The 23,268-nt window shown below is 71.1% G+C and carries 25 protein-coding genes; 13 read left to right on the forward strand and 12 right to left on the reverse strand.

From position 1 onward, the window contains the following. The first annotated feature begins 91 nt into the window (after window positions 1-91). Complete coding sequence (locus tag KUA19_RS21390; protein WP_217398208.1) at window positions 92-661, forward strand: hypothetical protein; 570 nt, start codon at window positions 92-94, stop codon at window positions 659-661. A 271-nt stretch (window positions 662-932) separates the two neighbouring features. Here KUA19_RS21390 and KUA19_RS21395 read toward each other — a convergent pair whose 3' ends face one another. The 4 genes from KUA19_RS21395 to KUA19_RS21410 all read right to left on the reverse strand — a co-directional run bounded on the left by KUA19_RS21395 (window position 933) and on the right by KUA19_RS21410 (window position 4,202). Continuing rightward, the gene (locus KUA19_RS21395) at window positions 933-1,760 is read right to left on the reverse strand and encodes an SGNH/GDSL hydrolase family protein (protein ID WP_308167556.1); all 828 of its coding nucleotides are present in this window, start codon (window positions 1,758-1,760) and stop codon (window positions 933-935) included. Window positions 1,761-1,880: 120 nt separating this feature from the next. Further along, window positions 1,881-2,645 carry an aminoglycoside adenylyltransferase domain-containing protein gene (locus tag KUA19_RS21400; RefSeq protein ID WP_217398213.1) on the reverse strand — a complete coding sequence of 255 codons (765 nt, stop codon included), beginning with the start codon at window positions 2,643-2,645 and terminating at the stop codon, window positions 1,881-1,883. A 139-nt stretch (window positions 2,646-2,784) separates the two neighbouring features. Then, a complete protein-coding gene (locus tag KUA19_RS21405; protein ID WP_217398215.1) occupies window positions 2,785-3,384 on the reverse strand; it encodes a DUF305 domain-containing protein in 600 nt (199 codons plus the stop codon). Between the two features lie 71 nt (window positions 3,385-3,455). Beyond that, on the reverse strand, window positions 3,456-4,202 hold the full coding sequence (locus KUA19_RS21410) for a lytic polysaccharide monooxygenase (protein WP_217398216.1): 747 nt from the start codon (window positions 4,200-4,202) through the stop codon (window positions 3,456-3,458). A 226-nt stretch (window positions 4,203-4,428) separates the two neighbouring features. Between KUA19_RS21410 and KUA19_RS21415 the strand changes: the two genes are divergently transcribed. From KUA19_RS21415 to KUA19_RS21425, 3 genes are all read left to right on the forward strand, one after another. Next, window positions 4,429-5,691: a sensor histidine kinase gene (locus KUA19_RS21415; RefSeq protein ID WP_217398217.1), complete on the forward strand. Its 1,263-nt coding sequence runs from the start codon at window positions 4,429-4,431 to the stop codon at window positions 5,689-5,691. Then, window positions 5,682-6,338, forward strand: coding sequence for a response regulator (locus KUA19_RS21420; protein ID WP_217398218.1), 657 nt, complete (start codon window positions 5,682-5,684; stop codon window positions 6,336-6,338). Before KUA19_RS21415 ends, KUA19_RS21420 begins: the two co-directional genes overlap by 10 nt. Before the next feature lie 211 nt (window positions 6,339-6,549). Continuing rightward, a complete protein-coding gene (locus tag KUA19_RS21425) occupies window positions 6,550-6,990 on the forward strand; it encodes a pyrophosphohydrolase domain-containing protein (RefSeq protein ID WP_308167557.1) in 441 nt (146 codons plus the stop codon). 13 nt (window positions 6,991-7,003) lie between these two features. Here the strand turns inward: KUA19_RS21425 and KUA19_RS21430 are convergent, their stop codons facing one another. Continuing rightward, window positions 7,004-7,306 carry a hypothetical protein gene (locus tag KUA19_RS21430; RefSeq protein ID WP_217398221.1) on the reverse strand — a complete coding sequence of 101 codons (303 nt, stop codon included), beginning with the start codon at window positions 7,304-7,306 and terminating at the stop codon, window positions 7,004-7,006. A 157-nt stretch (window positions 7,307-7,463) separates the two neighbouring features. Between KUA19_RS21430 and KUA19_RS21435 the strand changes: the two genes are divergently transcribed. Both KUA19_RS21435 and KUA19_RS21440 read left to right on the forward strand, forming a co-directional pair. After that, the gene (locus KUA19_RS21435) at window positions 7,464-8,066 is read left to right on the forward strand and encodes a hypothetical protein (RefSeq protein ID WP_217398223.1); all 603 of its coding nucleotides are present in this window, start codon (window positions 7,464-7,466) and stop codon (window positions 8,064-8,066) included. A gap of 593 nt (window positions 8,067-8,659) precedes the next feature. Further along, window positions 8,660-9,184 (forward strand): MFS transporter, encoded by a 525-nt coding sequence (locus tag KUA19_RS21440; protein WP_217398224.1) that lies wholly within the window; start codon window positions 8,660-8,662, stop codon window positions 9,182-9,184. A 68-nt stretch (window positions 9,185-9,252) separates the two neighbouring features. Here the strand turns inward: KUA19_RS21440 and KUA19_RS21445 are convergent, their stop codons facing one another. Both KUA19_RS21445 and KUA19_RS21450 read right to left on the reverse strand, forming a co-directional pair. Beyond that, window positions 9,253-9,921, reverse strand: coding sequence for a response regulator transcription factor (locus tag KUA19_RS21445; protein WP_217398226.1), 669 nt, complete (start codon window positions 9,919-9,921; stop codon window positions 9,253-9,255). After that, the gene (locus KUA19_RS21450) at window positions 9,918-11,066 is read right to left on the reverse strand and encodes a sensor histidine kinase (RefSeq protein ID WP_217398228.1); all 1,149 of its coding nucleotides are present in this window, start codon (window positions 11,064-11,066) and stop codon (window positions 9,918-9,920) included. Before KUA19_RS21450 ends, KUA19_RS21445 begins: the two co-directional genes overlap by 4 nt. Before the next feature lie 110 nt (window positions 11,067-11,176). On the opposite strand from KUA19_RS21450, the gene KUA19_RS21455 reads away from it, so the two are divergent. Both KUA19_RS21455 and thpR read left to right on the forward strand, forming a co-directional pair. Continuing rightward, window positions 11,177-12,661, forward strand: a complete 1,485-nt coding sequence (locus tag KUA19_RS21455) for a DUF1349 domain-containing protein (protein ID WP_217398230.1) — start codon at window positions 11,177-11,179, stop codon at window positions 12,659-12,661. A gap of 147 nt (window positions 12,662-12,808) precedes the next feature. Beyond that, window positions 12,809-13,384 (forward strand): RNA 2',3'-cyclic phosphodiesterase, encoded by a 576-nt coding sequence (thpR, locus tag KUA19_RS21460; protein ID WP_217398231.1) that lies wholly within the window; start codon window positions 12,809-12,811, stop codon window positions 13,382-13,384. 3 nt (window positions 13,385-13,387) lie between these two features. Here thpR and KUA19_RS21465 read toward each other — a convergent pair whose 3' ends face one another. Continuing rightward, window positions 13,388-14,368 (reverse strand): aldo/keto reductase, encoded by a 981-nt coding sequence (locus KUA19_RS21465; protein ID WP_217398233.1) that lies wholly within the window; start codon window positions 14,366-14,368, stop codon window positions 13,388-13,390. 64 nt (window positions 14,369-14,432) lie between these two features. On the opposite strand from KUA19_RS21465, the gene KUA19_RS44600 reads away from it, so the two are divergent. Next, window positions 14,433-15,392: a helix-turn-helix domain-containing protein gene (locus KUA19_RS44600; RefSeq protein WP_217398235.1), complete on the forward strand. Its 960-nt coding sequence runs from the start codon at window positions 14,433-14,435 to the stop codon at window positions 15,390-15,392. Window positions 15,393-15,398: 6 nt separating this feature from the next. Here KUA19_RS44600 and KUA19_RS21475 read toward each other — a convergent pair whose 3' ends face one another. Next, window positions 15,399-16,223 (reverse strand): hypothetical protein, encoded by an 825-nt coding sequence (locus KUA19_RS21475; protein ID WP_217398237.1) that lies wholly within the window; start codon window positions 16,221-16,223, stop codon window positions 15,399-15,401. Window positions 16,224-16,370: 147 nt separating this feature from the next. Continuing rightward, complete coding sequence (locus KUA19_RS21480) at window positions 16,371-18,164, reverse strand: hypothetical protein (protein ID WP_217398239.1); 1,794 nt, start codon at window positions 18,162-18,164, stop codon at window positions 16,371-16,373. A 142-nt stretch (window positions 18,165-18,306) separates the two neighbouring features. Here KUA19_RS21480 and KUA19_RS21485 point away from each other — a divergent pair, with 142 nt between their 5' ends. The 4 genes from KUA19_RS21485 to KUA19_RS21500 all read left to right on the forward strand — a co-directional run bounded on the left by KUA19_RS21485 (window position 18,307) and on the right by KUA19_RS21500 (window position 21,943). Then, window positions 18,307-18,657: a hypothetical protein gene (locus KUA19_RS21485; protein ID WP_217398241.1), complete on the forward strand. Its 351-nt coding sequence runs from the start codon at window positions 18,307-18,309 to the stop codon at window positions 18,655-18,657. A 70-nt stretch (window positions 18,658-18,727) separates the two neighbouring features. After that, window positions 18,728-19,096 carry an iron chaperone gene (locus KUA19_RS21490; RefSeq protein WP_217398243.1) on the forward strand — a complete coding sequence of 123 codons (369 nt, stop codon included), beginning with the start codon at window positions 18,728-18,730 and terminating at the stop codon, window positions 19,094-19,096. Between the two features lie 40 nt (window positions 19,097-19,136). Then, window positions 19,137-20,507, forward strand: a complete 1,371-nt coding sequence (locus KUA19_RS21495) for an FAD-binding oxidoreductase (RefSeq protein WP_217398246.1) — start codon at window positions 19,137-19,139, stop codon at window positions 20,505-20,507. A 236-nt stretch (window positions 20,508-20,743) separates the two neighbouring features. Continuing rightward, a complete protein-coding gene (locus tag KUA19_RS21500; protein WP_217398248.1) occupies window positions 20,744-21,943 on the forward strand; it encodes a response regulator in 1,200 nt (399 codons plus the stop codon). A 92-nt stretch (window positions 21,944-22,035) separates the two neighbouring features. Here KUA19_RS21500 and KUA19_RS21505 read toward each other — a convergent pair whose 3' ends face one another. Then, window positions 22,036-22,479 carry a hypothetical protein gene (locus KUA19_RS21505; RefSeq protein WP_217398250.1) on the reverse strand — a complete coding sequence of 148 codons (444 nt, stop codon included), beginning with the start codon at window positions 22,477-22,479 and terminating at the stop codon, window positions 22,036-22,038. A gap of 179 nt (window positions 22,480-22,658) precedes the next feature. Then, complete coding sequence (locus KUA19_RS21510) at window positions 22,659-23,264, reverse strand: HIT family protein (protein ID WP_217398252.1); 606 nt, start codon at window positions 23,262-23,264, stop codon at window positions 22,659-22,661. Window positions 23,265-23,268: the final 4 nt, after the last annotated feature.

Raw genomic sequence — 23,268 nt, forward strand, 5'->3', positions numbered from 1 at the left:
ATGCCGCACATCCACCAATACCGCCACCACCGGCCGTCGCGGGCCACAACCCGGAATTGCCCCGCACCACCAGAAGCCTCATGATCACCAGATGGACTGGTTCGAGCATCCGCCCCGGCGCGTGTTCCACACCCTGCTCGCGGCCGTGCTGCTGTGGCTGCTGTGGGTGGCCAGCGGGCCCGGTGTGCTGACCCTGCGAATCGGCGGCGCGGTGCTGACGGTCGCGCTGTTCGGCCTGGTCTGGCTGGTACGCGTGGGCTGGTCCGCGGTCCGGCGGCGGCGCTGGTCGTGGTGGTACCCCGTCGCGCCGCTGCTGGTCGCGGCAACGGCCGTCGCGCTTGCCACCGGCGCTCCGCTGCAGTCCCGCTGGGCGCTCAGCAGCGACGCGTTCGACCGGCTGGTCATCGCGCTGCCCGTCGGAGCGGACTGGACCCCGTTCGACGTCCCGACGACCGTCGGCGCATACCGCATCGATCGCGCCTACCGGGTGCCCGGTGGCGCGGTCTTCGAGGAGGCGAACGGTTCCGGCGTGGTCGACGACGCGGGCTTCGCGTATCTGCCCGGCGGCCCAACCGCCGCTCTCAGGCGCGGTGGGCCGTACGAAGGCCTGATCTTCCGTCATCTCCGCGGCCCCTGGTACACCTGGACCGCGAGCTGGTGATCGCGCTTGGTTGATCGACGGCCGGTGGACACCGAGCTGTCCTCGGTCGATACCCACATCGATTGCCTTTGCTCTGCACCCATTGGCTTGCTCTGCACCCATTGGCTTGCTCTGCACCCATCGGCGCGACACGACGCGTCCGCGGGTGCAGAGCAAGGCTTCAGGTGCAGAGCAAAGGGCTTCGGGAGGTCACTGCCACCCGAGCGGGGCCGGGGAGTCGATCAGTCCGGCGCGAGCGGGCCGGGAGGTGCCCGCCCGCGCCGGACTCGTGTCAGCCCGCCGCCGAGCGGAACACCGGCAGGTATCCGCTCGAATGGCCCTTGCTGGTCGGGTGGTACGAGATGCTGAGGCTGGCGAAGTTCAGCGCGTGCAGCCACTTGTCCCCGCTGCACAGCTGGTGTCCGACGAAGATCGAGCGGACGTCGGCGAACACGAACCCGTGCGCCTGGGCGGCGGACCGGATGATGTCGTCGATGAGGTTGATGCCCTCATCGATCTTCGCGTGCGAGGTGGCGCTGAGCCCGACACAGGTGGTGCCAAGCTGGTAGAAGACCGGGTAGTCGAGGACGACGACGCGCGCGTTGGGCGCCTTGGACCGGATGCCGTTGTACACGTTGTTCAACAGACCGGTGAGGCTGGAGCGAGCCTTGTCCTCGGCCGCCTGGACCGCGGCGACGCACTGGGTGGTGCCCTGCAGCGCGCAGGTCGACATGATGTTGCTGAAACCCATGTCGTTGCCGCCGATGGAGATGCTGACCAACGTGGTGCTGCTGCTCAGCGCGGACAGCTGGGAGTTGATGACTGTCGTGGTGGTCGCCCCGGAACAGGCGACCGACGTGTACGAGGCGGGGGCGTTGGCGGCGGCCCACAGCGCGGGGTACGCGTTGGGGCTGCGCTGGCAGGTGCCGCTCTCGGAGCCGGCTCCCACTCCCGAGGAGTAGGAGTCGCCGAGAGCGACATATTGGACAGTTGACGCAGCCTGTGCGGGTGTGGCTGCGAGGGTGACCGTCACGGCGAATGCGGTGGCGAATCCCACCGCGAGGGTCACGAGACGCGATCGGCGCAAGTCGTCCTCCGGGCTAGGGGGTCGATCGTGCACGTATAGATACCAGCTTCTATGCCGGGTGGGAATACCTCGTATCGCAAGGCGTGCAAGAACTTTCAGCGATCTTGGCGTGACCGGGCGTGATTGATCGAGGTCGCGGATGGACACCGCTGGTCAACGGGATGGAAATCGGATGGTAGCGATGACGAAATCCAGAAACTCCTGGATCTTCACCGGGTCGCCGTCGTCCCCGGCCGCCCGGTCGCGCAGGTGACTGCCCAGCGCCTCGTCGATCACCGGGGCGAACCGCGGGAAGCGGTCCCGGGCCCAGGCACCGGCCTGCGGCTTCGCGGTCCAGGAGGCCAGCGCGTGGTAGCGCAGCGCGCGGCACGCGTTGAGCACGCTGTTGTCGCCCAGTTCCGCGCCGCTGTCGCGGTGCGCCTCGATCGAGGTGACGACGACCGGCAGCAGCCGCTCGTACGGCACGCGGGTCGACAGTTCTCCGAAAGGGCGCCCGAAGGAGTAGTACGGCAGCCGCTGGTGTACGACGTCGCGGTCGATGGGATACCAGAACCCGGGCCTCCCCTGCGGCCCCACCTCGACCAGGCGCGGCAGCTCGCGGCCGGTGTTGAAGTTGAGCGCGAACCCGTCCTCGATCGTGAGTCCGGCGAGCACGGTCCGGTCGTAGAGCACGAACTCCAGCCCGGTCGCCGGGCACGGCAGCTCGTCGTGGTCCAGGTACTCGATGACCTCGTCGATCTCTTCCGCGTTCGGCCCGTCCGCCACCGCGATGATGTCGAAGTCGCTGCGGCCGGGCCGGTATCCGTCCAGCGCCAGCGACCCGGTCGCGTAGAACCCGACCAGATTCCGACGGAACACCTCGCGCAGCCGACGCCCGACCTGGTTCAGGTAGTTGATCTCCGCCGCAGGCAGGTCCATTGCGCACCATCCCCTGTGCTCCGCCCGCCGCCGGGGGTCGGCGGCCGCACCTTCGGGGAAACTGCGGCCATCGCGGCGCGGATACGTGCAGTTTCCCCGAAAGCGCGACCCGTGGCGTGGTGCGACACGGGGACGCGGGTCAGGCGACCATGCCGAGCATCATGGTGATCTCGGACGACCGGGTCTGGTCGACGCGGGTGGCCAGTTCCAGGGCGCCGGAATGGATGCCGCCGCCCAGTTCCATCCGCGCGTACTCGACCGCCTGGTGCTGGTGGCCGAGGAGCAGGTTGAGGAACGTCTTGTCGAAGTCGGCCGCGGCGGCATCGCGCAGCGCCTCGATCTCCTTCGGACCGGTGGCGGGCAGCCCGCCGTGCCCCTCGTGCAGATGCGGGTCGGCGGCGGGCGACGGCGACTGCTTCCAGGTCGACAGCCAGTCGCGCATGGTCCTGGCCTCGTCCGCTTGGGTTACCGCGATGGCGGCGGCAAGTTCGCGCACCTTCTGGTCGGCGCTGCGGCTCTTCGCCAACTCGAGCAGTTCGGCGGCGGGGCCGTACTGGGCGACCATCATCTGCAGGAACATCACGTCGGTGTCGTTGAACGCCCCCGAGGGCGAGATCGGTGGCGGCGGCGAGCCGAGCGGCGACGCGGCAGGCGGCTGCGCCGCCGGGGTCGCTCCGTCGGTGCTCCCGCATCCGGCCAGTACGAGTACGGCGGCGGCCAGCGCGACGATGCGCTTCATGGTTCTCCTCGGGGGTACGGTGCCGGGTCCGCCGCCCTGGCGGGGGCGACGGACCCGGTGGTCGGATGGGACTAGATGCGCTGCCAGAGCGCGGGCGTGTTCGGCGGCTCCCAGCCGGCGAGTGCCGTGTGCGCCTGCAGGCACCGGTAGCTCAGACCGGCGTAGGTGACCGTCGCGCCCACCGGGTAGTACGTGCCGGCGGACCAGCTCGTACCCGAGGGCGGGTTCGGGCTGGACGACGGCTGCGGGGACGGCGTCGGGTTGGTCGGCGGAGTCGGGCTGGGCGTCGGGTTGCCGCCGCCACCGCCGCCTACCTGCAGGTCCACGCAGGAGTAGAAGGCGTTGCCGGTGTCGTAGACGTTCCAGCGCGCCAGCACGGTGATCCGGCCGGTGCGCCCGCCGAGGCTGATGTTGTGCGACACGGTCGCGCCGGGGGTGGCGCCGTTGTCGTTGACGACCCCGATCCGGGTGCTCCCGACGAAGTACTCCCAGGTGCTGGTCCGGTGGCGGGCGGTGAGCACCCAGTTGAAAGTGACGTTGTTGCCCACCGACGTGGTCGGCCACGGCCGCGAGTTGTCGTTCAGGATCGCGAACCGGCTGCCGCCGCCGTTGCACTGCATCGAGCCCTTGGGGGCCTCGACGCTCTGCGGCTCCCAGACGATGTCGCCACAGTCGAACGACGTCTTGTGCTGGGCGCAGTTGGCCTGCCGGCTGGGCGGCGACGAGATGTACCCGTGGGCGTCGGCAGGTACGCCGACCAGCAGGGATGCCGCGACCGCGAGGATCGACAGCACCGGTACGGCGAGACGTTTACGCATGGCTCCTCCTCACTTGGTTGGAGAGGTTCGCGCCGGTCGCCGGGGTGGGAAGCCATCGACGCTGGTTCATAGAAATGTAAAGTCAAGATTCCTAACAGTAAATACTCCTTACCATGCCGATTCAATTTGGCACGTTCTGGACCGAGCCGGAGCTCGGGTTAACCCCACCCCGGTTCGCCTGCTGGCCGCATGGGCGCCGACCTGGCCGGGCTCTACCGTTTCGACCATGACCCCCACCGTGCGCCGACTGGGCGCCGACACCGTGTACGTCGTCGTCAGCATGCTGCTGTCCGTCCCGACCCTGGTCTTCGCCCTGGTCGGCTTCTCCGTCGGCGTCGGCACCGTGGTCCTCGCCGGGGTCGGCCTGCTCGTGCTGGCCGGGACCCTGATGGTGGCGCGTGGCCTGGCCGACCTCGAGCGGCTGCGAGCCGCCCGGGTGCTCGACCGCCCGCTGCCCCGCCCGCACTACCGCGCTTCCGAGCCCACCGACTCCACCATCCGGCGCCTGCTCACCCCGCTGCGCGACGGCCAGTCCTGGCTGGACCTGCTCTGGAGCGTGCTGCAGTACCCACTGGCCGTCATCGGGTTCACCCTGACCGTGACCTGGTGGGCCGGCGCGCTGGGCGGCCTGACCTTCTGGTTCTGGTCGCGGTGGCTGCCCGACGGCCCCGACCAGCACGGCCTGGCCGAGCTCATCGGGCTGGGCGACAGCCTGGCCGCCGAACGCTGGCTGCAGTTCGCCATCGGTACGGCGCTGGCCCTGAGCCTGCCCTGGGTGGTGCGCGGCAGCGCCCTGCTCACCGCCCGTCCCGCCGCGACCCTGCTCAGCGACCTGGCCGACACCCGCATCCAGCTCGTACGCTCCCGCGCCCAGACCAGGGCCGCGGTCTCGGCCGAGGCGACCGCGCTGCGGCGGCTCGAACGCGACATCCACGACGGACCGCAGCAGCGCCTGGTCCGGCTCGCGCTCGACCTCGGCCGGGCCCGCCAGCAGCTCGACGCCGACCCCGAGCGCGTCCGCGAGACCCTGGACGAGGCGATCGAGTTCACCCGGGAGACCCTCGACGAGCTGCGTACGCTCTCGCGCGGCATCGCCCCGCCGATCCTGGCCGACCGCGGCCTGGCCAGTGCCCTCACCGCCGTGGCCAGCCGCTGCCCGGTCCCGGTCGCGCTGCGGCTGGACGAGAACCTGGCCGCGGGCGGGCGCCTGCCCGACGCCGTCGAGACCGGCGTGTACTTCGCCGTCGCCGAGGCGCTGACCAACGTGGCCAAGCACAGCGGCGCGGGCATCGCCAGCGTCACGGTCGCCGCCGACGGCGCTACCGTGGTCGCGTCGGTGATCGACGACGGACGGGGTGGAGCGCACATGTCGAAGGGACACGGGCTGGCCGGACTGGCCGACCGCATCGAGGCGCTCGGCGGACACATGACCGTCGACAGCCCCGCGGGCGGGCCGACCACGCTGCGCTGGGAACTGCCGTGCGAGTAGTCCTCGCCGAGGACGCGGTGCTGCTGCGCGAGGGCCTGATCCGGCTGCTGGAGGAGAACGGCTGCACCGTCGCGGCCGCCGTCGGCGATGGACCGGCCCTCGTGGCCGCCGTCGCCCGGCTGCGGCCCGACGTCAGCGTCGTCGACGTACGGATGCCGCCGTCGCACACCGACGAGGGGCTGCGGGCGGCGGTGACCATCCGGCGGACGTACCCGGAGGCGCCGATCCTGGTGCTGTCGCAGTACGTCGAGGTGTCCTACGCCGACGACCTGCTCGCGCTGATGAGCGGGCCCCGGCCCGGCGGGGTCGGCTACCTGCTCAAGGACCGGGTCGCCGACGTGGCCGACTTCGTCGACGCGGTGCGCCGGGTCGCGGCGGGCGGGACCGTGCTCGACCCGCAGGTGGTGGCCCAACTCCTGGTACGCCGCCGCCAGGCCGACCCGCTGGCCGTGCTGAGCCCGCGCGAGCGGGAGGTGCTGGCGTTGATGGCCGAGGGCCGCTCGAACACCTCGGTCGCCCGGCGGCTGGTCATCACGGAGGGCGCCGTCGAGAAGCACGTGACCAGCATCTTCACCAAACTCGGCCTGGCACCCGACGACAACGACCACCGCCGCGTCCTGGCCGTCCTCACCTTCCTCCGCTCCTGACACCCAGCCCTACTCCGAGCCGCCCGCCTCGGCCGCCCGGCGCGGCGCGGCGATGATCGCGATTGGTGGTCAGGATGTCGGCGGTCGGCCCGCATGTGGACCGCTGGCGGCGATCACGCCCGAAGGATGGGCGGAGTTCTAACCGCTGATGCCGATCGTGTCGTGCGGGGCCCCCGGGAAGGCGGCGCGGCGGGTAGCATCCGGTCGGTCGGTGAAGGAGGTCATAGTGGAGAACGGGTTCGACGGGCCGTCCCCGGCCGCCGCGGTGTGGGAGTTCCATCGCACGTTCGGGCTGCCCCGGCATGTGATGCCGACGCCGCCGTCGCCGGAGCTGGCCCAACATCGGCTCGACCTGATACGTGAGGAGGCAGAGGAGGTCGACGAGGCCATCGCCTCCGGCGATCTGGTGCACACCGCCTGGGAGATGGCCGACCTGGTCTACGTCCTCTACGGCACCGCCGCCAGCTTCGGCATCGACCTCGACGCGGTCGTCGCCGAGGTGCACCGCGCGAACATGTCGAAGCTCGACGAACACGGGCGTCCTGTTTACCGCGCCGACGGCAAGGTCCTCAAGGGCCCGGACTACCAGGCGCCGGACGTCGCCGCCGTACTGCGCCGCCAGGCCGGGCGCGCCACGGAGGCCACCCGCTGAGCCGGTCCCGCCGTCAGCGTCCGTGCCGCCGGAAGACGTCCTTCATCGCCCGCTGAATGTCCTCCTCCGGCCACCCCTGCGACGGCAGACCCAGTTCCCGCCGAATCCGCTCGATACCCTGGGCGATGACCACCAGGAACATCGACATCCCGCTGATGGACACCACGATGGTCCCGATCATGGATCCCTGCGGCGGGCCCGCGTCCTCAGGCCAGAAGAGGTGCCGTACCAGCATCGCGGCGACGGCGACGAGCGGGAAGGCCGCCGCGAACCGCGCCGCGGCGATCATCCCCCGATAGCGGGGGTGACTGCGCACCTCATCCATTCGACCTCGTCCCCGATCGCATAGCATTCGCGGCCGCAAGCAGTTCCGCGCCGACCGAGCACGCTACCAACGCCGGACAACCTGCCGCCCGATGCGATCAGTCAACGACACGTTGACAACATGAGGCCGCGCCGTGAAGATGCGCAGCATGTCCGATGCGCACCGACATCATGAAACCGCCGCCGTGCTCGACGCCCACCGCCGCGTCCTGGCCGCCGCGGACTCCGACGACCCGGACGCGATCGTGGCCGCACTCGCCCGGCTCAATGACCTGCGGGCCAAGCTTGACCAGGCGGAACTGAGACTGCTCACCGGCGCACGGCGACACCGCGTGAGCTGGACCCGGATCGCGTCGGCGCTGGGGCTGCGCTCGCGTCAGGCGGCCGAGCAACGCGCCGCCCGGCTGGCCGAGCAGGTCGGGTCGGGCGTTCCCGAAGTCGAATGTCAACACTGCGTTGACACCATCCCGATGGAGGCGCTGCGACGAGCCGTCCGGGAGACATACGCGCAGCTCATTGCCGATCCATCCTGGGACGGTGCGTATCCGCGGGCCACCCTCGCCCGCGAACATCTCCACGCAGCCGCCCAGGCTCCACCCGGCTCCTTGTATTCGCTGGTGAAGCACGTCATCGGCGATCTGTCCGGAGTGGAGCTGATCGGTCGACCGGTGCTCGTGCGGGTGGCGGTCGCCCGGCTGCGGGAAGCGTTCGAGGACGCCGCTCCGGCACCGCGGCACCCCCGTCCACATTGACAGCCCTTCGGCCACTCTCCATGATGTGAGCCCTTGTGGCTCAACTCTAGCCGCGATGTGCGGCCTCTGCGCGTACGCCCCGACGCTGGCCGGACCGCTGCTCGGCACCCTCGTGGACCGGTTGCCCCGACGCGGCCTGCTCATCGCGACCAGCACCGCGATGGCGATGCTGCTGCTCACTCTGCTCACGGTCACCGGTGCGGCGACCACCTGGCTCATCTTCGCGGTGATGCTCGGCTACGGCGTCAGCTACGTGTTGCTCGACGCGGGCGAGACCGCGATCGTCCAGTCCGCGCTGCCCATACGAGGTCTGGGTGTGCTCAACAGCCTGCGGCGCAGCCTGCAGGAGGGGATGAAGCTGATCGCCCCGCCCGTGGGCGCGGCGCTGTTCACGCTGCGCGGCGGAGCCGCCGTGGCCCTGCTCGCCGCGGCCATGCTCGGTATCACCGCCTGCTGCTACGCCGCGCTCCGGACCGGGCCGACGCCCGTGGCGGCATTGGCCGACGATCGGTCGCTGCTGGGACGCACCGGCGACGGCCCACGCTTCCTGTGGCGGCATCGCGAGCTGCGACGGCTCGTCGGCGCGGCCGCGGGTGCGGTGGCGATGTCCGGCCTGGGGCAACGCCGCGGCCTACCTGGTGGTGACCGACGATCTGCGGCGCCCGGCCGCGTTCGCCGGGGTGCTGTCCGGGGCGCAGGGCGCCGGATCCATCGCGGGCGGGCTGCTGTGCGGCTGGCTGCTGCAACGGCGCGGCGAGGCGTTCACCTGCTGGTGGGGTGCGGTGCTCAGCGCGCTGGGCGCGGTGACCCAGTGCCTGCCGATGATCGGCGTGGTCACGGCGGGACGGGTGCTGATCGGGGCCGGTCTGCCCTGGACGGTGATCGCGGCGGTGACCGCCGTGCAGCGGTACACCCCGGGGAATCTGATCGGGCGGGTCGCGGCGGGCGCCAATACGGCCGTGTTCGCACCGACCGCCCTCACCATCGCTCTCGGCGCGGGCGCCATCTCCGTGGTCGACCACCGCGCGGTGCTGGTCGCCGCGGCGGCGCTGACCGTGGTCACGGCACTGGCGCTGCGGTCGGCCACACCGGCCCGCGACGACCCCGCCATGGTCTAGCCGATGGCTGCCGGAGGTGTTGAGAAGGGGCCCTTCCGCTACGTAAAGCGATAAGAACTTGCCCTTCCTTACTCCGAGGCGTCGGGGATGCGGTAGCCGACGCCTGGGGTGGTGGTGATGATCGGTGGGTCGCCGAGCTTGCGGCGCAGCCGTCCGACGGTGACGGTGACCGTGTTGGTGAACGGGTCGGCGTGCTCGTCCCATACCTGCTCCAGCAGCGCCTCGGTGCTCAGGTACGCCGGACTGGCCAGCAGCAGCGCCTCCAGCAGGGCGAACTCTTTCACCGACAGGTCCAGCGGGCGCCCGTCGCGGCTGGCGGTGCGCCGGGCCGGGTCGAGTTCGATCCCGCAGGCGCGCAGCGTACGCGGGTGGGCGGCCGGGCGGCGCCGGGCCAGCGAGCGCACCCGCAGCACGAGCTCCGGGAAGTGGAACGGTTTGGCCAGGTAGTCGTCGGCGCCGAGGGTCAGCCCGCCGACCCGGTCGCCGGGAGAGTCGGCCGCGGTCAGCATGATCACCATGGGTCGCGGGTCGCGATCGGTGATCATCTGACACAGGGTGTCGCCGTGGATGCCGGGCAGGTCCCGGTCGAGCACGACCACGTCGTACGAGTTGACGTCGAGTTTGACCGCGGCCGCCAGCCCGTCGTACGCGACGTCCACGGCCATCCCCTGGTCGCGCAGCCCTTCGGCGACCACCTCGGCCAGCGCCCGCGCGTCCTCGACCACCAGCACCCTCATGCCGATCCCGCCGTCCCCGGCAGCCGTACGGTCGCCCGCAACCCACCCTCGGGGCGGGCCATCAGCTCCAGCCCGCCGCCGTGCGCCTGGGCCACGGCGGCGACGATGGCCAACCCCAGCCCCGACCCGTCGTCGGACCCGGTACGCGCCATGCCGAGCCGCCGGAACGGCCGCCCGAGCCCGTCCACCTGCGCCTGGTCCAGCAGCGGTCCACCGGACTCCACCACCAGTTCCGCGGCGGCGCCACCCACCGTGGCGACCCGGATCCACCCGTCCTGCCGGTTGTGCACCACCGCATTGTCGATCAGGTTCTGCACCAGCCGGGCCAGCAGTGCCTGGCTGCCTTCGGCGGCGACCGGGCGCAGGTCGGACGGGTCGACGGTCAGCCGGCGCGCGACGATGTCGGCCTCCCGCGCCGCCAGGGCCTGCCCGGCGAGCCGGTCCAGGTGGACGGTCGCGCGGTCGGCGAACGCGCCGTGCTGGACGCGGGCCAGGATCAGCAGCCCGTCGAGCAGGTGGTCGACGGTATCGAGGTCGGTACGCAGCCGCCCGGCCAGGGTCACGGTCGGCGGTGGGGGCGGTTCAGGCTTGGCCAGCGCCACGTCGATGCGGGCGCGCATGGTCGCCAGCGGCGTGCGCAGCTCGTGCGAGGCGTCGGCGACGAACCGGCGCTGCGCGGCGAACGATGCCTCCAGCCGGGCGAGCAGCCCGTCGATGGTGTCGGCGAGGTCCTTGACCTCGTCGTCGGGGCCGGTGACGGCCAGCCGCTGGTGCAGGTTGTCGGCGGAGATGTGGCGGGTCGCGGCGGTGATGGTGCGCAGCGGGCGCAGCACCCGTACCGCGAGCAGTCGTCCGGCCAGCACGGACACCACGGCCAGCACCAGCAACGCGGCCAGCGAGCCGAGCAGCAGCCGCCGCGACTGTTCGGTCTCGGCCACGGCTAGCTGGTCCTGCAGCCGGTGGATCTGCTGCTGGGCCGCGGCCAGGTCGGTCTGGACGGACGGCACCTGCCCGGGTACGGGCTCGGTGTTCTCGACCGCGGCGAAGATGTTGGTCAGCAGCAGCAGGGCCGCTCCGGAGACCAGGAACATCGCCGTGTAGAGCAGCGTGAACCGCCACCGGACCGTTCCGCGTGACCTGCTCATTCGTCCTCTCCCCTGGTCGGTGCCCGTTCCAGCATGCCCGCCGGCACCTAACAGGGGCATGACAGTGGCGGTTCGGGCCGTGTTAGCGGCCGATCCGTAGAACGGTCGGCATGCATACCCCCGATGAGTCCTTCGCCCCCGCGCTGCGCGCGGCCTGGGCCGCGTTCGCGCGGCGCGGCCGGGTGCTGGCGCTGGCCGCCGCCGCGCTGCTGGTGCTGCTGTTCGCGCTGGTGCCCGGCCTGATCACCCACTCCTCGTGCAGCGAAGGGCCGGTAGAAGTGACGTGCCCGACCGATCCGCGCGACGACGCGGGCCGCTCCGTGGCCGACGTGTTCTGGTTCGGGCACCGGCAGCTCGACGGCGACGGCACCGTGACCGCGCGCCTGACCGAGATGACCGGCACCATCACATACCCGCCGCCGAACCACGACCAGATCGTCTCCGGCCTGGTGCCGTGGGCCAAGACGGGCATCATCGTCAAGGACGGGCTGCGCCAGGGCTCGCCGTACGCGGCGATCATGCTGACCGGCGCGCACGGCGTGCGCATGCAGGACAGCTACGTGAACGACACGCCGGGCGCACCGGGGGGCGTGTCGGCGGCCGCGCCACGCTGGCTGCGGCTGACCAGGTCCGGCGACACCATCACCGGGTACGAGTCGGCCGACGGCACGACCTGGTCGCGGGTCGGCACGGCACGGCTGCCCGGCCTGCCCGCGACGGTCGAGGTGGGCGTGTTCGCCGCCTCGCCCAGCGACCTCACGCTGCAGGAGGTCGGCCTCGGCGGGCACGTCGGGCAGGCGCGGTTCACGCAGGCCGTCGGTGTGTTCGACCACGTGGCCGTGGACGGGCGGGCGGCGGCCGGGCCGTGGCGCAGCGACAGTGTCGGCGGCATGAACCACACCGACTGGGAGAAGTACCACCACGCGTCCGGGCTGGTCGAGATCGACGACAAGCTCACCGTCAGCGGCACGGGCGACATCGGCCCGATTGGCTTCGAGGGCGGCAGCGATGTCGAGAAGGCCCTGATCGGCCTGTTCGCCGGGCTGATCGTGGTCATCGTGGTGGCGGTGCGGTTCGCCGCCGCCGGGTCGCGGCGGGAGCTGGCCGCGCGGGCGGTCGTGCTCGGCGCGACCGTGTTCACCGGCGCGCTGATCACCGCCGCGATCGCGCTGCCGACCGGCGCGTGGCTGCTGCGCCGCGCGGGCGTGGACGTGCTGACCGTCGGGGTGTTCACGCAGGTACGGGTCGTCGTCGGGGCGGCCGTGCTGGCGGGCGCGGTCGCGGTGTTCGCGTTGGGGCTCGGGGCCCTGGTACGCCGCCGGTGGCTCGCCGCCCTGGCCGGAATCGGCGTGGTCGTCGTGCCGTACCTGCTCGGGGTGGTCCCGTTCCTGCCCGAGACGGTCACGGCGTGGCTGCTGCGGGTCACGCCCGCGGCCGGGTTCGCGATGCTGCAGACCGTGCACGAGTATCCGCAGGTCATCTCGCACTACGCGCCGTACGCCGGGTATTTCCCGCTGCCCGGCTGGGCCGGATGCGCGGTGCTCTGCGCGTTCACGGCAGCCGCCTACACCCTCGCCCGCCCCCGCACCCCCTGACCCGTGACCCAAGGGTAAGGAAGGGCACCTTCTTAACGGACGTCCGTTAAGAAGGTGCCCTTCCTAACTTCAAGGCGGTGAGGGGGAAGGTGAGCAGGGGCCGACCCGGGCGCCGACCGTCGGGAGCGCTCGGTAACGTGCACACCCGTGCTCAAGCAGCGACTGTTCATCGCGGTCTACCCGCCGCCGGCCGCGGTCGCCGACCTCGCCGCCGTCGCGTCGCAGCTCGCGTTCAACCGGCCGCACCCCGACGGGCTGTCACTGCGCCCGGTGCCGCCCTGGCAGTGGCACATCACGCTGGCGTTCCTCGGTGAGATCACACCCGCCCAGGCCGGTTCGGCATGCGCCGCGATGACGGCGGCCGCGCAGCGGCCCGCGCCCGTGCTGTCGCTGGGCGGCGGCGGGCGGTTCGACAACGGCCGCGCCGCCGCGGTCTGGACCGGCGTACGCGGCGACCTGGCCGGGCTGCACGACCTGGCCGAACGGCTGCGCGCCGCGCTGACCGCCGCCGAGGTCCCGTTCGACCCGCGCCCCTACCAGCCGCACCTGACCCTGGCCCGCCCCGGCGAACGCCTCGAACCCGACGAGCTGCGCGACGTGCTCGATCGGCTCGACGCATACGCCGGACCGGCCTGGCCCGCCGACCGCGTCGTGCTGATGCGCAGCGACCACCCGGTCAGCCACGACTACACCGAGGTGTTCGCCGCCCCACTGGCCCGCTGACCGTCACCAGGCCCACGCCTCCGGACCCGGCCCGCCGTTGCCGATCGGCGGGAAGATCTCGTCCAGCCGCGCCAGCACATCGGCGCCCAGCTCGGTCGCCAGCGCCGCGAGCGGCAGCTCCAGCTGCTCGGGCGTACGCGGTCCGACCACCGGCGCGGTCACGCCCGGCCGCGACAGCAGCCAGGCCAGGGCCACGGTCGTCGGGGCGAGGCCCAGGTCGGCGCAGAGCCGCTCGTACCGTTCGAGCGCGGCCCGGTGCGGCTCGACCCGGTCGGCCGCGTGCTGCACGCTGCGCCCGCTCTCCCCCGCCCGCTGCTTGCGCAGCGCCCCCGACAGCGCCCCGAAGTGCAGCGGCGAGTACGGCAGCACCCCGATGCCGTGCGCGATCGCCGACGGCAGCACCTCCAGCTCCACGTGCCGGGTCAGCAGGTTGTACTTGCACTGCTCCGACACCAGCCCGAGCAGGTGCCAGCGCGACGCCGCGGCCTGCGCCGCCGCCAGGTGCCACCCGGCGAAGTTCGACGAGCCGACGTAACGCACCTTCCCCTGGGTGACCAGGGTCTGCATGGCCTGCCAGATCTCCTCCCACGGCGTGTCGCGCTGCACGTGGTGCAGCTGGAACAGGTCGATCCAGTCGGTGCGCAGCCGCCGCAGCGACGCCTCGCAGGAGGCGATGATGTGCCGGGCCGACAGCCCGCCGTCGTTGGGCCAGTCGCTCATCGGCGCGTACACCTTCGTGGCCAGCACCACCCTGTCCCGCTGCCCGGAGCGGTCGAACCAACTGCCGAGGAAGCGCTCGCTCAGGCCGTCGCCGCGCTCGCTGCCGTACATGTTGGCGGTGTCGACGAAGTTGACGCCGTCGGCCAGCGCCCGGTCGAGGATCGCGTGGCTGGCCGCCTCGTCGATCTGCCAGGCGAAGTTCATCGTGCCCAGGCACAGGCGGCTGACGCGCAGGCCGGTGCGGCCCAGGTGGGTGTATTCCATGCCGGTGACCGTAGGAGCCGGTGCGGGCTGGCCCGCAGCCGTTCGACTGTGCTCGAATACCAGCGTGATCGAGATCGAGTTCGGGGCCGCCGACCTGGTGGACGTGCGGTTCGCGCACTCGCCGATGGTCGAGGTGGTCACCAGCACGATGGTGCTGACCCGGCGTACCGACCACTGGCTGTACGCGGCCTGGCGCGAGCGGACCGCGCCGCTGTTCACCGCCCCCGAGCTGGCCGTCCTCCGGGCTGTGGTGTCCGGACCCTGCTACATCCCGGACTTCCTCACCCCGGTGCTGCCCACGGCCCGCCCCAGCCTCGACGACGAGCTGGCCGCCGTCGCCGCGACCCCGCTCGACCGGGTCGCGTTCGAGGTCCAGGCCGCCTGGGCCGGGCACGCCGCGCCACCGGAAGCAGCCCGGTTCGACACCGATCCGGCCACCGCGCTGGCCGAGCTGGTCGGCCAGGTCCGGCACTACTTCACCCAGGCCATCGCGCCGGTATGGCCGAGGCTGCGCGCCGCTGTCGAGGCCGAGCTCGCCCACCGGGCCCGCACCGCCGCCGACGACGGCCCGCGCACCCTGCTCGCCGGGCTGCATCCGCGGCTGGACTGGGATGGGTCGGCGCTGCTGCTGGCCAGCGCCAAGTCCCGGCAGTGGACCCTGGACGGCCACCGCCTGGCGCTGCTGCCGACCGGGTTCGCCGGATCGGTGCTGCACACCATGACCGAGGCCGTGCACGGCCGCGCGCTCTGGTACGCCCCGCGCGGCTACGGCGGCATGTGGGACGCCGAGGTGCCGCAGCCCGCGGAGGCGCTGGCCGCGCTGCTCGGCCCGACCCGCGCCGCGGTCCTGTCGGCGCTCGCCGTGCCCGCCAGCACCGGCGAGATCGCCGCCACGCTCGGTCTCGCCCCCGCGACCGCGTCGCATCACCTGACCACGCTGCGCGATTCGGGCCTGGTCGCCGCCGAGCGCACCGGGCGCAGACTGCGCTACCGGCGCACCACGGTCGGCGAACAGCTCACCTGATTCGCGCTAGTCCGCCGACCCGTCGGCGGGGTCGTCAGCCTGGTTCTCGACGCGGCGGCGGCGCAGCCACCAGAACATCCCACCGCCCAAGCCGAGCAGCACCACCCCGCCGCCGTACGCCACCAGCGAAGTCGCCGTCGGGCCGGCTGCCGGTGCGGCGCTCGGCGCTGCCGTCTCGCCCGTCGCGGGCTCGACGCTCGACGGCGCCGCCGACGGCGTGTCACTCGGCAGGGCCGACACGCTCGGTGACGGGGACGCGGAAGCCGAAGCGGATGGCGCGGCCGCCGCGGGTCTGGGCGACGGTTTGGCGGTGCAGCTCGCCGGGCTCTTCGGAGCCGGGATCCGGGCCGAGTTGTTCGAACTCTTCGGGTCGTGCGGATAGCTGTAGGTGATCCGGCCCGATCCGAAGCACTTCGCCTTCTTGATGAAGCCGAACGTCACCTTGTTCGGGCAGAGCTTGCCGGGGTCGCAGCCGTAGGAGGAAAGCCAGATCGAACCGACGAGGGTGCACCGGAAGTGCGTGTGTGCCTTGATGATCGTGCAGTTGAAGTACGGCCCTCGGACCAGGGATCCTTCGGTCTTGCTGTCGAAGACGGTTCCGGTGGGGGCTTGCAGTTCGAACTTCACCGCATCGGAGTCGGTGTCGCCGGGTCCGTAGTTGTACCGCAGGAATCTGACGGTGTAGAGGTCCGGCGGGTTGTCCGTGTAGCGGATCTCCTCACTGAACCTGACCGCCAGATCGGAGACGTTGCCTGACGCGTAGGCGGGTGTTGCGCCCGCCACCGCGACCGACACCAACAGGATTGAAACGACGGCACGCAGCCACCGCATGCAGACTCCCCGCTTGTCCAAAGGACCCAAAAGGAAGCGCACGCTACCACGAAACAGCCACGCCCCATGGCCCCCGGACGAGCCGAGATCCCATGTGGACCACCGCATCGTGGCCGGCAGCGCCACGGAGCCGACCCGGTCGCTTCATCAGCGGTGTCCCGCCGGTCCGGCACCCTCCCCTGCCAGTGCCTGCACGATCTCGGTGACCCTGCGTACGCCGTGCCGCAGCCGTCGGAAGTAGGTGGCCCGGCTGCGTCCCAGCCGCACCGGCTCGCCGACTCCGCCGCGCAGGTACCGCCAGGTCAACGCCTGTGCCGCCTCCACATCCTGCGGCGCACCCGAGCCGCCGAGCAACTCCACCGCCGCCCGCAGCAGCGCCGCCAGTGCCGCGCCCGAGCCGGTCACCGGCAGCGCCGACAGCGGACTCGCGGCCAGGCGGCCGGGCCGGTCCAGGTCGCCCAGCGCCTGCCGTACGTGCCGTTCCCAGTCGAAACCCGCCCCCGGCCCGCCCGCGCCCAACCGGCCCAGCCACGATGGCAGCGCCTCCACCGCGAAGTCCTGCAGATAGATCCGGTTCATCCGGCCGCACCGGTAGACGTCGTGCCGCGTATCGCCCTGGTGGCTCATGCCCAGCTGCTCGCACAGCCGCTGGTACGGCAGCCACGGGGTCGAGACCAGCACCCGCTCGGCCAGCATGCCGATCCCCAGGGTGTGCCGCAGGATCGCCGCGTGCACGGCCGGGTCCTCGTCCCCGCTCACCGACAGGCCCACCAGCACACCCGTGGTGCCGTCGGGGTCGGCGCGCAGGGCGGCGGTGTGCTGCTGCAGCAGCAGTTCCAGCGCCGGGGTGGCCGATTCCCGCAGCGGCAGCACGTTCGACAGTCCCAGCGCCTCGCCGTCGGGGCCGACCGCCAGGTAGAACCCCGTCGGCTGGCAGGCCCACCAGGTCTCCAGCATCCGACCGCAGGCCTTCGCGTCCAGGTGGCCACGGCGTGCCCACAGGCGGGTCAGCCGGACGATGTCGGCTTCGTCGCCGGGTTCGGCGGGCCGGATCCGCACCCTGGGCTCGGCGGCGGGGAACAGGGTCTCCCGGACCACCGGGTCGTCCACCAGCGCCAGGGACTGCCCGACGATCTCCACCTGCTCGCGATGGTCGCGCCGAGCGGCGGCCTGGCGCATCCGGTGCTGCACTCCGCCGGACAGCAGCGACTGCCGGGCCAGCGGTCGGCGCCAGCGCGCGCCGAGATCGAGCAGCGTCCGGTACGGCTCCCGCAGCACCAGCCCGAATTCCGCGCGCCGCACCACGCTCAGTTCACCCAGCAGGTCGAACTCGGCGGCGGTGATCCCGGTGAGCCGCTGCAGCATCTCCTCGTCGGCCGAGCGCAGCGTCGCGAGCGCGGTGAGCCGGTCCGCGGCCGCCCCGGCGCCCTCGGACTCCAGCCGGCGCAGCACCTCCCGGGCGGCCGGTGCGGCGGCGGCACCCCGCGCGTCCACCGGCACGCCGCTGAGCAGCGCGCGAGCCACCTGGGCCGCGACGAGGGGGATTCCGCCCGACAGCGTGGCGACCAGCCGCAACTCGCCGGGTTGGCGCAGGCCCAGGTCCCGCACCAGCGCCTCGATCGACGTGGGGCGCCACGGTTGCACCGGCACGGTGACCGGCGGCGGATGCGGCCAGTGCTCCCAGCCGGCCAGGGGACGTCGACTTGCCGCGATCCACCGCGAGCCTGCCGGGGCCGTCCGCACCGCCTCGGCCAGGTTCGCGACGGCCGCCGCGCCGTCCACTCCGTCGACGAGCACGGCCTCGCCGACGCCCAGCCCGGCGAGCACCCGCGTCTTGCCGACGCCGAGCGGGCCGACCACGTTCACGAGCCGACAGTCCTCGGCACGCAGTGCCGCCAGCACCGCCGCCCGCGCCGAGCTCTGCCCGCCCATCGTTTCCATCGCGCTTTTATAGCCACGTAGATCAATGGTGTCAACCGTCGATGACCTGCGGTTTGAGACTGAGTTGAGACTGTCGACGCACGACCGGCCTCGATGGTCCGATGTGGCGGCACATCCATCGACATCCGTCCCGGAGGTTCTCATGCACGTACGCCAAGCCGTCGGTCGTGGACTGGGCGTGCTCGCGCTCGCCGCGGGCACCCTCGTCGGAGTGGGCGCCGCGCCGGCCGTCGCCGCCCCCGACTGCATCGTGATCAAGGACATCTACTTCTACAGCGGCGCCGTCTACGCCGAGGCCGACCGCTACTGCTACTCGACCGGCGAGGACACGCCGTGGCCGGTCGACATCCAGCGTCAGGACGCCGCGGGCACCTGGGTCACCGTCGCCAGCGGGCTCGGCTCGGCCTCCTACACCTGCGTCGGCACCACGACCAAGACCTACCGCACCGGTCCGCTGGTCAAGGACCGCAGCGTCACCGCCGCCTGCGGCTGACCGCGGTACGCCGGGCCGCCGTCCGTCGGCGGCCCGGCGCCTCGCTGCGCGGTGTCGGACAATGGCTCCCATGGCGACTCAGTACGCGACCGTCGAGGATTACCTGGCCGCGCTGCCGGACGACGTCCAGGCGGTGCTGCGCCGGGTGCGGCAGACGGTGCTCGCGGCTGTGCCCGACGGCGCGGAGAAGATCAGCTACGGCATCCCGACGGTGACCTTGAACGGAAAGTCCGTCGTGTACTTCTCCGGCTGGAAAAGCCACGTCAGCGTGTATCCAGTGCCGGGCGGGGACGATGGGCTCGATCAGGACATGGCGACATACCGGGCGGGCAAGGGGACGTTGAAGTTCCCGCTGTCCAAGCCGATCCCGTACGAGTTGGTCGGCCGGGTGGCCGCCGCGCTGGCCGAACAGCGCCGCCGGGAGGGCCGACCCGGCTAGCGTGGACTGGTGCCACCTCTCGACGGACGGGGGACCGATCATGAGCGGGCCGAGTGTCCAGACGCTGCGCGACCTGGTCAAGGGACAGGTCTTCACCCCTGACGACGCGGGGTACGACCAGGCGCGCACCGTGTACAACGCGATGATCGACCGGCACCCGGCCGTGGTGGTGCGCTGCGCCGGAGTCGACGACGTGCGGGCGACGGTCGACTATGCCCGCGAGAACGGGCTCGACCTGGCGGTGCGCGGCGGCGGCCACAGCGTGCCCGGCTTCGGCACGGTCGACGGCGGCGTGGTGGCGGACCTGTCCGGGATGCGTACCGTGACCGTCGACGCGGGCAGGCGCACCGCCCGCGCCGAGGGCGGCGCCACCTGGGGTGACTTCAACACCGCCACCGGCGCGCACGACCTGGCCACCACCGGCGGCATCATCTCGACCACCGGCGTGGGCGGGCTGACCCTGGGCGGCGGTATCGGCTACCTGGCCCGCGCCCTGGGCCTGTCCTGCGACAACCTGGTCTCGGCCGAGGTGGTGCTGGCCGACGGCCGGATCGTCACCGCCGACGAGAACCAGCACGCCGACCTGTTCTGGGCGCTGCGCGGCGGCGGCGGCAACTTCGGCGCGGTGACCGCGTTCGAGTTCCGCCTCGGCCCGGTCGCCGAGATCTACGGCGGCCCGATCTTCTTCGACCTGAAGGACGCCCGGGACGTGCTGCGGTTCTTCCGGGACTTCATCGCCGACGCGCCCGAGCAGTACGGCGGCTTCCCCGCCTTCCAGATCGCGCCCCCGCTGCCCTTCATCCCCGAGGACCGGCACGGGGAGCCGTTCCTGGCCGTGGTCAACTGCTGGACCGGCAACCACGCCGAGGGTGAGCGGATCATCGACCGGATCCGGGCAGTGGCCCAGCCGGTGGCGCAAATGGTCGGGCCGATGCCGTACGCGGCGCTGAACTCGGCGTTCGACGCCCTGGTGCCGCCTGGCCTGCAGCACTACTGGAAGGCCAACTTCGTCACGGAGCTCACCGACGACATGATCGACGCGCACCTGCGCTTCGGCCCCAAGGTGCCGGTGGTCAACTCGACGGTGCACATCTACCCGATCAACGGGGCCTGCCACCGGGTCGCGCCCGACGCGACCGCGTTCGCCTACCGCGAGGCGAAATTCGCCACCGTCATCGCGGGCATGTGGCCGGACCCGGCCGACAACGAAGCGAACATCGCGTGGGTACGCGACTACTACGCGGCCACGGCACCGCTGTCGGAGGCGGGCGGCTACGTCAACTTCATGGCCGGTGACGACCAGGACCGGGTCAAGGCGAACTACGGAGGCAACTACGCGCGGCTGGTGGACGTGAAACGCACCTACGACCCCGACAACCTGTTCCACCTCAACCAGAACATCCGCCCCTAGATTGTCTCCGGGTCATGGCCGTGGGGCACGGCGCGTAGCCAGTCCAATGCCTCGACGAGGTCGAGTGTGGCCTGGTAGTGCTGGCCGGCTGTCGAAGTGGGGTGGCCAGTCCGCGCCAGTGTGTGCGCTGGCTGAAGGCGGAAACCAAACCGCCAAGCGAAATACTCGCCCAAAGCCGCTGTTTCTGCTCTGGAACACCCCTCGAAGGAACCAAAGCCGCATCTAGCATGGAGAACATGACGGGCCGATCGGGCGAACCCATCCGCGAGCCATCGAGCGGCATCACGGATTTGCTCGAACGGGCACGAGCAGCGATAGCCGACCTTCAGAAGACCTCCACAGAGCCTTCCCGGCCTGGCGCCTTAGCATGTCTTGTTATAGTAATTGTTGCTTCCCTTGCAATCGCCGGACTTCTTGTACACACGTTTTTCGAGACCGAAAGTCCGAAGATTGACGCGACCTCTGTCGCCCTCCTGGCGGTGATACTGATCGCCCCCTTCGTGCACAGACTGCGAGCCTTGGAACTAGGCGGCGCCAAGGCGCAATGGCAGGAGAACGCCACTACCGGCATCACGCAGGTACTGACCATCATCGAGCTTCAGCATCAGACGATTGATCGGATATACCGAGACGGTCTGTCGGGCCTCTCGGACAGAGACGGCGAGTCGTCCGGGATCAACACTCCGGCTGCCGGAAACACCCCTCCCGTGCCGCGCACGCTGAGGGACATCCTGTGGGTCGACGACCACCCGGTAAACAATTCATACGAGTTGGACGCTTTGCGCACCATAGCAAACGTCACGGTGGTCACCGACACGCGGCAGGCCCTCCAGGCACTGCGTGCAGGAAACGTCGACGCACTGATCTCCGACATCTCCAGAGACGAAGACGAACACCACGTGCCGGACGCGGGGCTACGGCTGCTCAGACTGGTCAATGAATTCAGCCCGCCTCAGGGGACGCCCACATTCTTCTACGCTGGGCCACCCGCAGTGGAGCAGTACGGGCTTGCGCTCGAAAAGGAAGGCGCCCTAGTAGTGACGTCCTCCTATCGTGAGCTGTTCCGCGCACTCCGCGATTACGAGATCAGCACCACCAGTGCCGCGGTCCGAGACATGGTCAGCCGCATTCCGGACGCGTCCATCACAGAGGGCGGCGAGCGTGGCATCGACTACGTCGTACGCCTTCCCAGTGGGCGGCGCATCGACCTGGAGGTCGCGTCCTGGGTCACGCGGCCCCAGATGGCCGCCTTCGCCGACCGCGTCGAAAGGCTCGTCGCCGCTCGCGACAAAGGCGATGCCGATGCCTCATGGCTTCTGGTTCGCAACGAGGTGATCGACGAGCGTCGCCGCGAGTTCGCCATGGAGAGAGGAGTCACCCTGATGTCCGTCGATGCAGTGCGGGCCGAACTCGCGAACATTCGACAGCAGTCTTGACCCGTTCGGGTAGGTGGCGACCTTGAATCCTTCGAGCGGGCCTGATCCACGCAGTCGAGGCGGGCGATCTGGAGCAGGTCCGCCAGCCCGGGTCAGTGGCTGGACCAGCAGTAGAGGTGCTCGTCAGCGGCCTGGGCGCGCTGGGCCAGCCCGGACAGTGCCTCGATCGTGGTGACCATCTCGTCGTCAGCGAGGGGCTCGTCCCAGTTCAGTTCCTCGACCTGCCCCCACCGCGCCGACAGCGCGAGCATCTCGTCCTCGGTGATCGCGGCGAGCGTGTCCCTGGTGGCATCGTCCAGGGACACCACCGACGGGCCCCTGTCCCCGGCGCTGCGCCACAGCAGTGCGAAATCGACGGTGCCCTCATCGCCGCGCGCGAAGCCGACCAGGTAGCCGAGGATCAGCACCGGATCGATCATCTGCAGGTCCACGGCGTCTGCGGGCGAGCCCGGAACGACGACCGGCCCCCCGTCCAGATCCTGGACGAGCTGGACGGCCGCGGTGTCGTCGGCCGCGCGAAAGTAGTCGAACAGCATTGACTCACTCCACCACGGACCTACGACATCCGCATCTCCATATGTCGCAATACGAACAAAAAGGGTGTCATGTCGCCGGTGGCAGGTCGATCCTCTGCGTCGACCCCGGCAACCTGTTCCACCTCAACCAGAACATCCGTCCGTAGCACGGTGATCGAACCACGTCGCGACGCAGCGGGTCAGGGCGTGCGGCGCCCGCCGTAGGAGGCGATGAGCGCGTCGACGACGATCTCCGCGTCCGCCTCGGCGAGGTCGGCCGGATACTCGGGCAGCAGGTCGTCCCAGACGATCAGCCACGATCCGAAGAACTGGCCCTGGCCTTCGGGCCGGGCGAAGAACCAGATGTGCAGGTGCGCGCCGCCATCGCCGAAGCGGTGCGCATGGGCCCGGGACACGCCGGGCAGCGCCCCCACGTGCCGGGCGATGTGGGCACTCAGCCGTCCCAGCTCGGCCGCCAGCTCGTCGGGAAGGTCCTCCAGGTCGTGGTGGGTACGCGGGTGCAGCATCAGCACCAGTGGCACGCCCACTTTCGCGACCCGGGTCAGCCGCCAGTGGTCGTCGAACCAGATCCCCTGGTCTTGGCGCTGGCACGAGTGACAGTCGGCCGGGTCTTCGCCTTGGCGCGGCGACTCGGGCAGCACGGGTGGCCGCAACGCGGTCACCCGCAGCCCGTCCTGTTCGAACGGGCTGATGTCCCAGCCGGTCATCCGCGACAGCGGCAGCCGCCGCTGCTCGTCCGTGGCGGCGAGGGCGTGCTCGTAGAACTCGTGGGGTCGCAAAGCCATGCGC

Origin of the sequence: Catellatospora tritici, from assembly GCF_019083965.1 — a bacterium.
GTDB classification, from domain to species: Bacteria; Actinomycetota; Actinomycetes; order Mycobacteriales; family Micromonosporaceae; genus Catellatospora; species Catellatospora tritici.

Coding starts and splice junctions, on each gene's coding strand:
- KUA19_RS21445 (WP_217398226.1), bottom strand. CDS start 9,921: ATGAGGGTGCTGGTGGTCGAGGACGCGCGGGCGCTGGCCGAGGTGGTC.
- KUA19_RS21415 (WP_217398217.1), top strand. CDS start 4,429: ATGACCCCCACCGTGCGCCGACTGGGCGCCGACACCGTGTACGTCGTC.
- KUA19_RS21500 (WP_217398248.1), top strand. CDS start 20,744: ATGACGGGCCGATCGGGCGAACCCATCCGCGAGCCATCGAGCGGCATC.
- KUA19_RS21435 (WP_217398223.1), top strand. CDS start 7,464: ATGTCCGATGCGCACCGACATCATGAAACCGCCGCCGTGCTCGACGCC.
- KUA19_RS21400 (WP_217398213.1), bottom strand. CDS start 2,645: ATGGACCTGCCTGCGGCGGAGATCAACTACCTGAACCAGGTCGGGCGT.
- KUA19_RS21450 (WP_217398228.1), bottom strand. CDS start 11,066: ATGAGCAGGTCACGCGGAACGGTCCGGTGGCGGTTCACGCTGCTCTAC.
- KUA19_RS21390 (WP_217398208.1), top strand. CDS start 92: ATGGACTGGTTCGAGCATCCGCCCCGGCGCGTGTTCCACACCCTGCTC.
- KUA19_RS21510 (WP_217398252.1), bottom strand. CDS start 23,264: ATGGCTTTGCGACCCCACGAGTTCTACGAGCACGCCCTCGCCGCCACG.
- KUA19_RS21505 (WP_217398250.1), bottom strand. CDS start 22,479: ATGCTGTTCGACTACTTTCGCGCGGCCGACGACACCGCGGCCGTCCAG.
- KUA19_RS21495 (WP_217398246.1), top strand. CDS start 19,137: ATGAGCGGGCCGAGTGTCCAGACGCTGCGCGACCTGGTCAAGGGACAG.
- KUA19_RS21405 (WP_217398215.1), bottom strand. CDS start 3,384: ATGAAGCGCATCGTCGCGCTGGCCGCCGCCGTACTCGTACTGGCCGGA.
- KUA19_RS21410 (WP_217398216.1), bottom strand. CDS start 4,202: ATGCGTAAACGTCTCGCCGTACCGGTGCTGTCGATCCTCGCGGTCGCG.
- KUA19_RS21490 (WP_217398243.1), top strand. CDS start 18,728: ATGGCGACTCAGTACGCGACCGTCGAGGATTACCTGGCCGCGCTGCCG.
- KUA19_RS21475 (WP_217398237.1), bottom strand. CDS start 16,223: ATGCGGTGGCTGCGTGCCGTCGTTTCAATCCTGTTGGTGTCGGTCGCG.
- KUA19_RS21480 (WP_217398239.1), bottom strand. CDS start 18,164: ATGGAAACGATGGGCGGGCAGAGCTCGGCGCGGGCGGCGGTGCTGGCG.
- KUA19_RS21485 (WP_217398241.1), top strand. CDS start 18,307: ATGCACGTACGCCAAGCCGTCGGTCGTGGACTGGGCGTGCTCGCGCTC.
- KUA19_RS21465 (WP_217398233.1), bottom strand. CDS start 14,368: ATGGAATACACCCACCTGGGCCGCACCGGCCTGCGCGTCAGCCGCCTG.
- KUA19_RS21455 (WP_217398230.1), top strand. CDS start 11,177: ATGCATACCCCCGATGAGTCCTTCGCCCCCGCGCTGCGCGCGGCCTGG.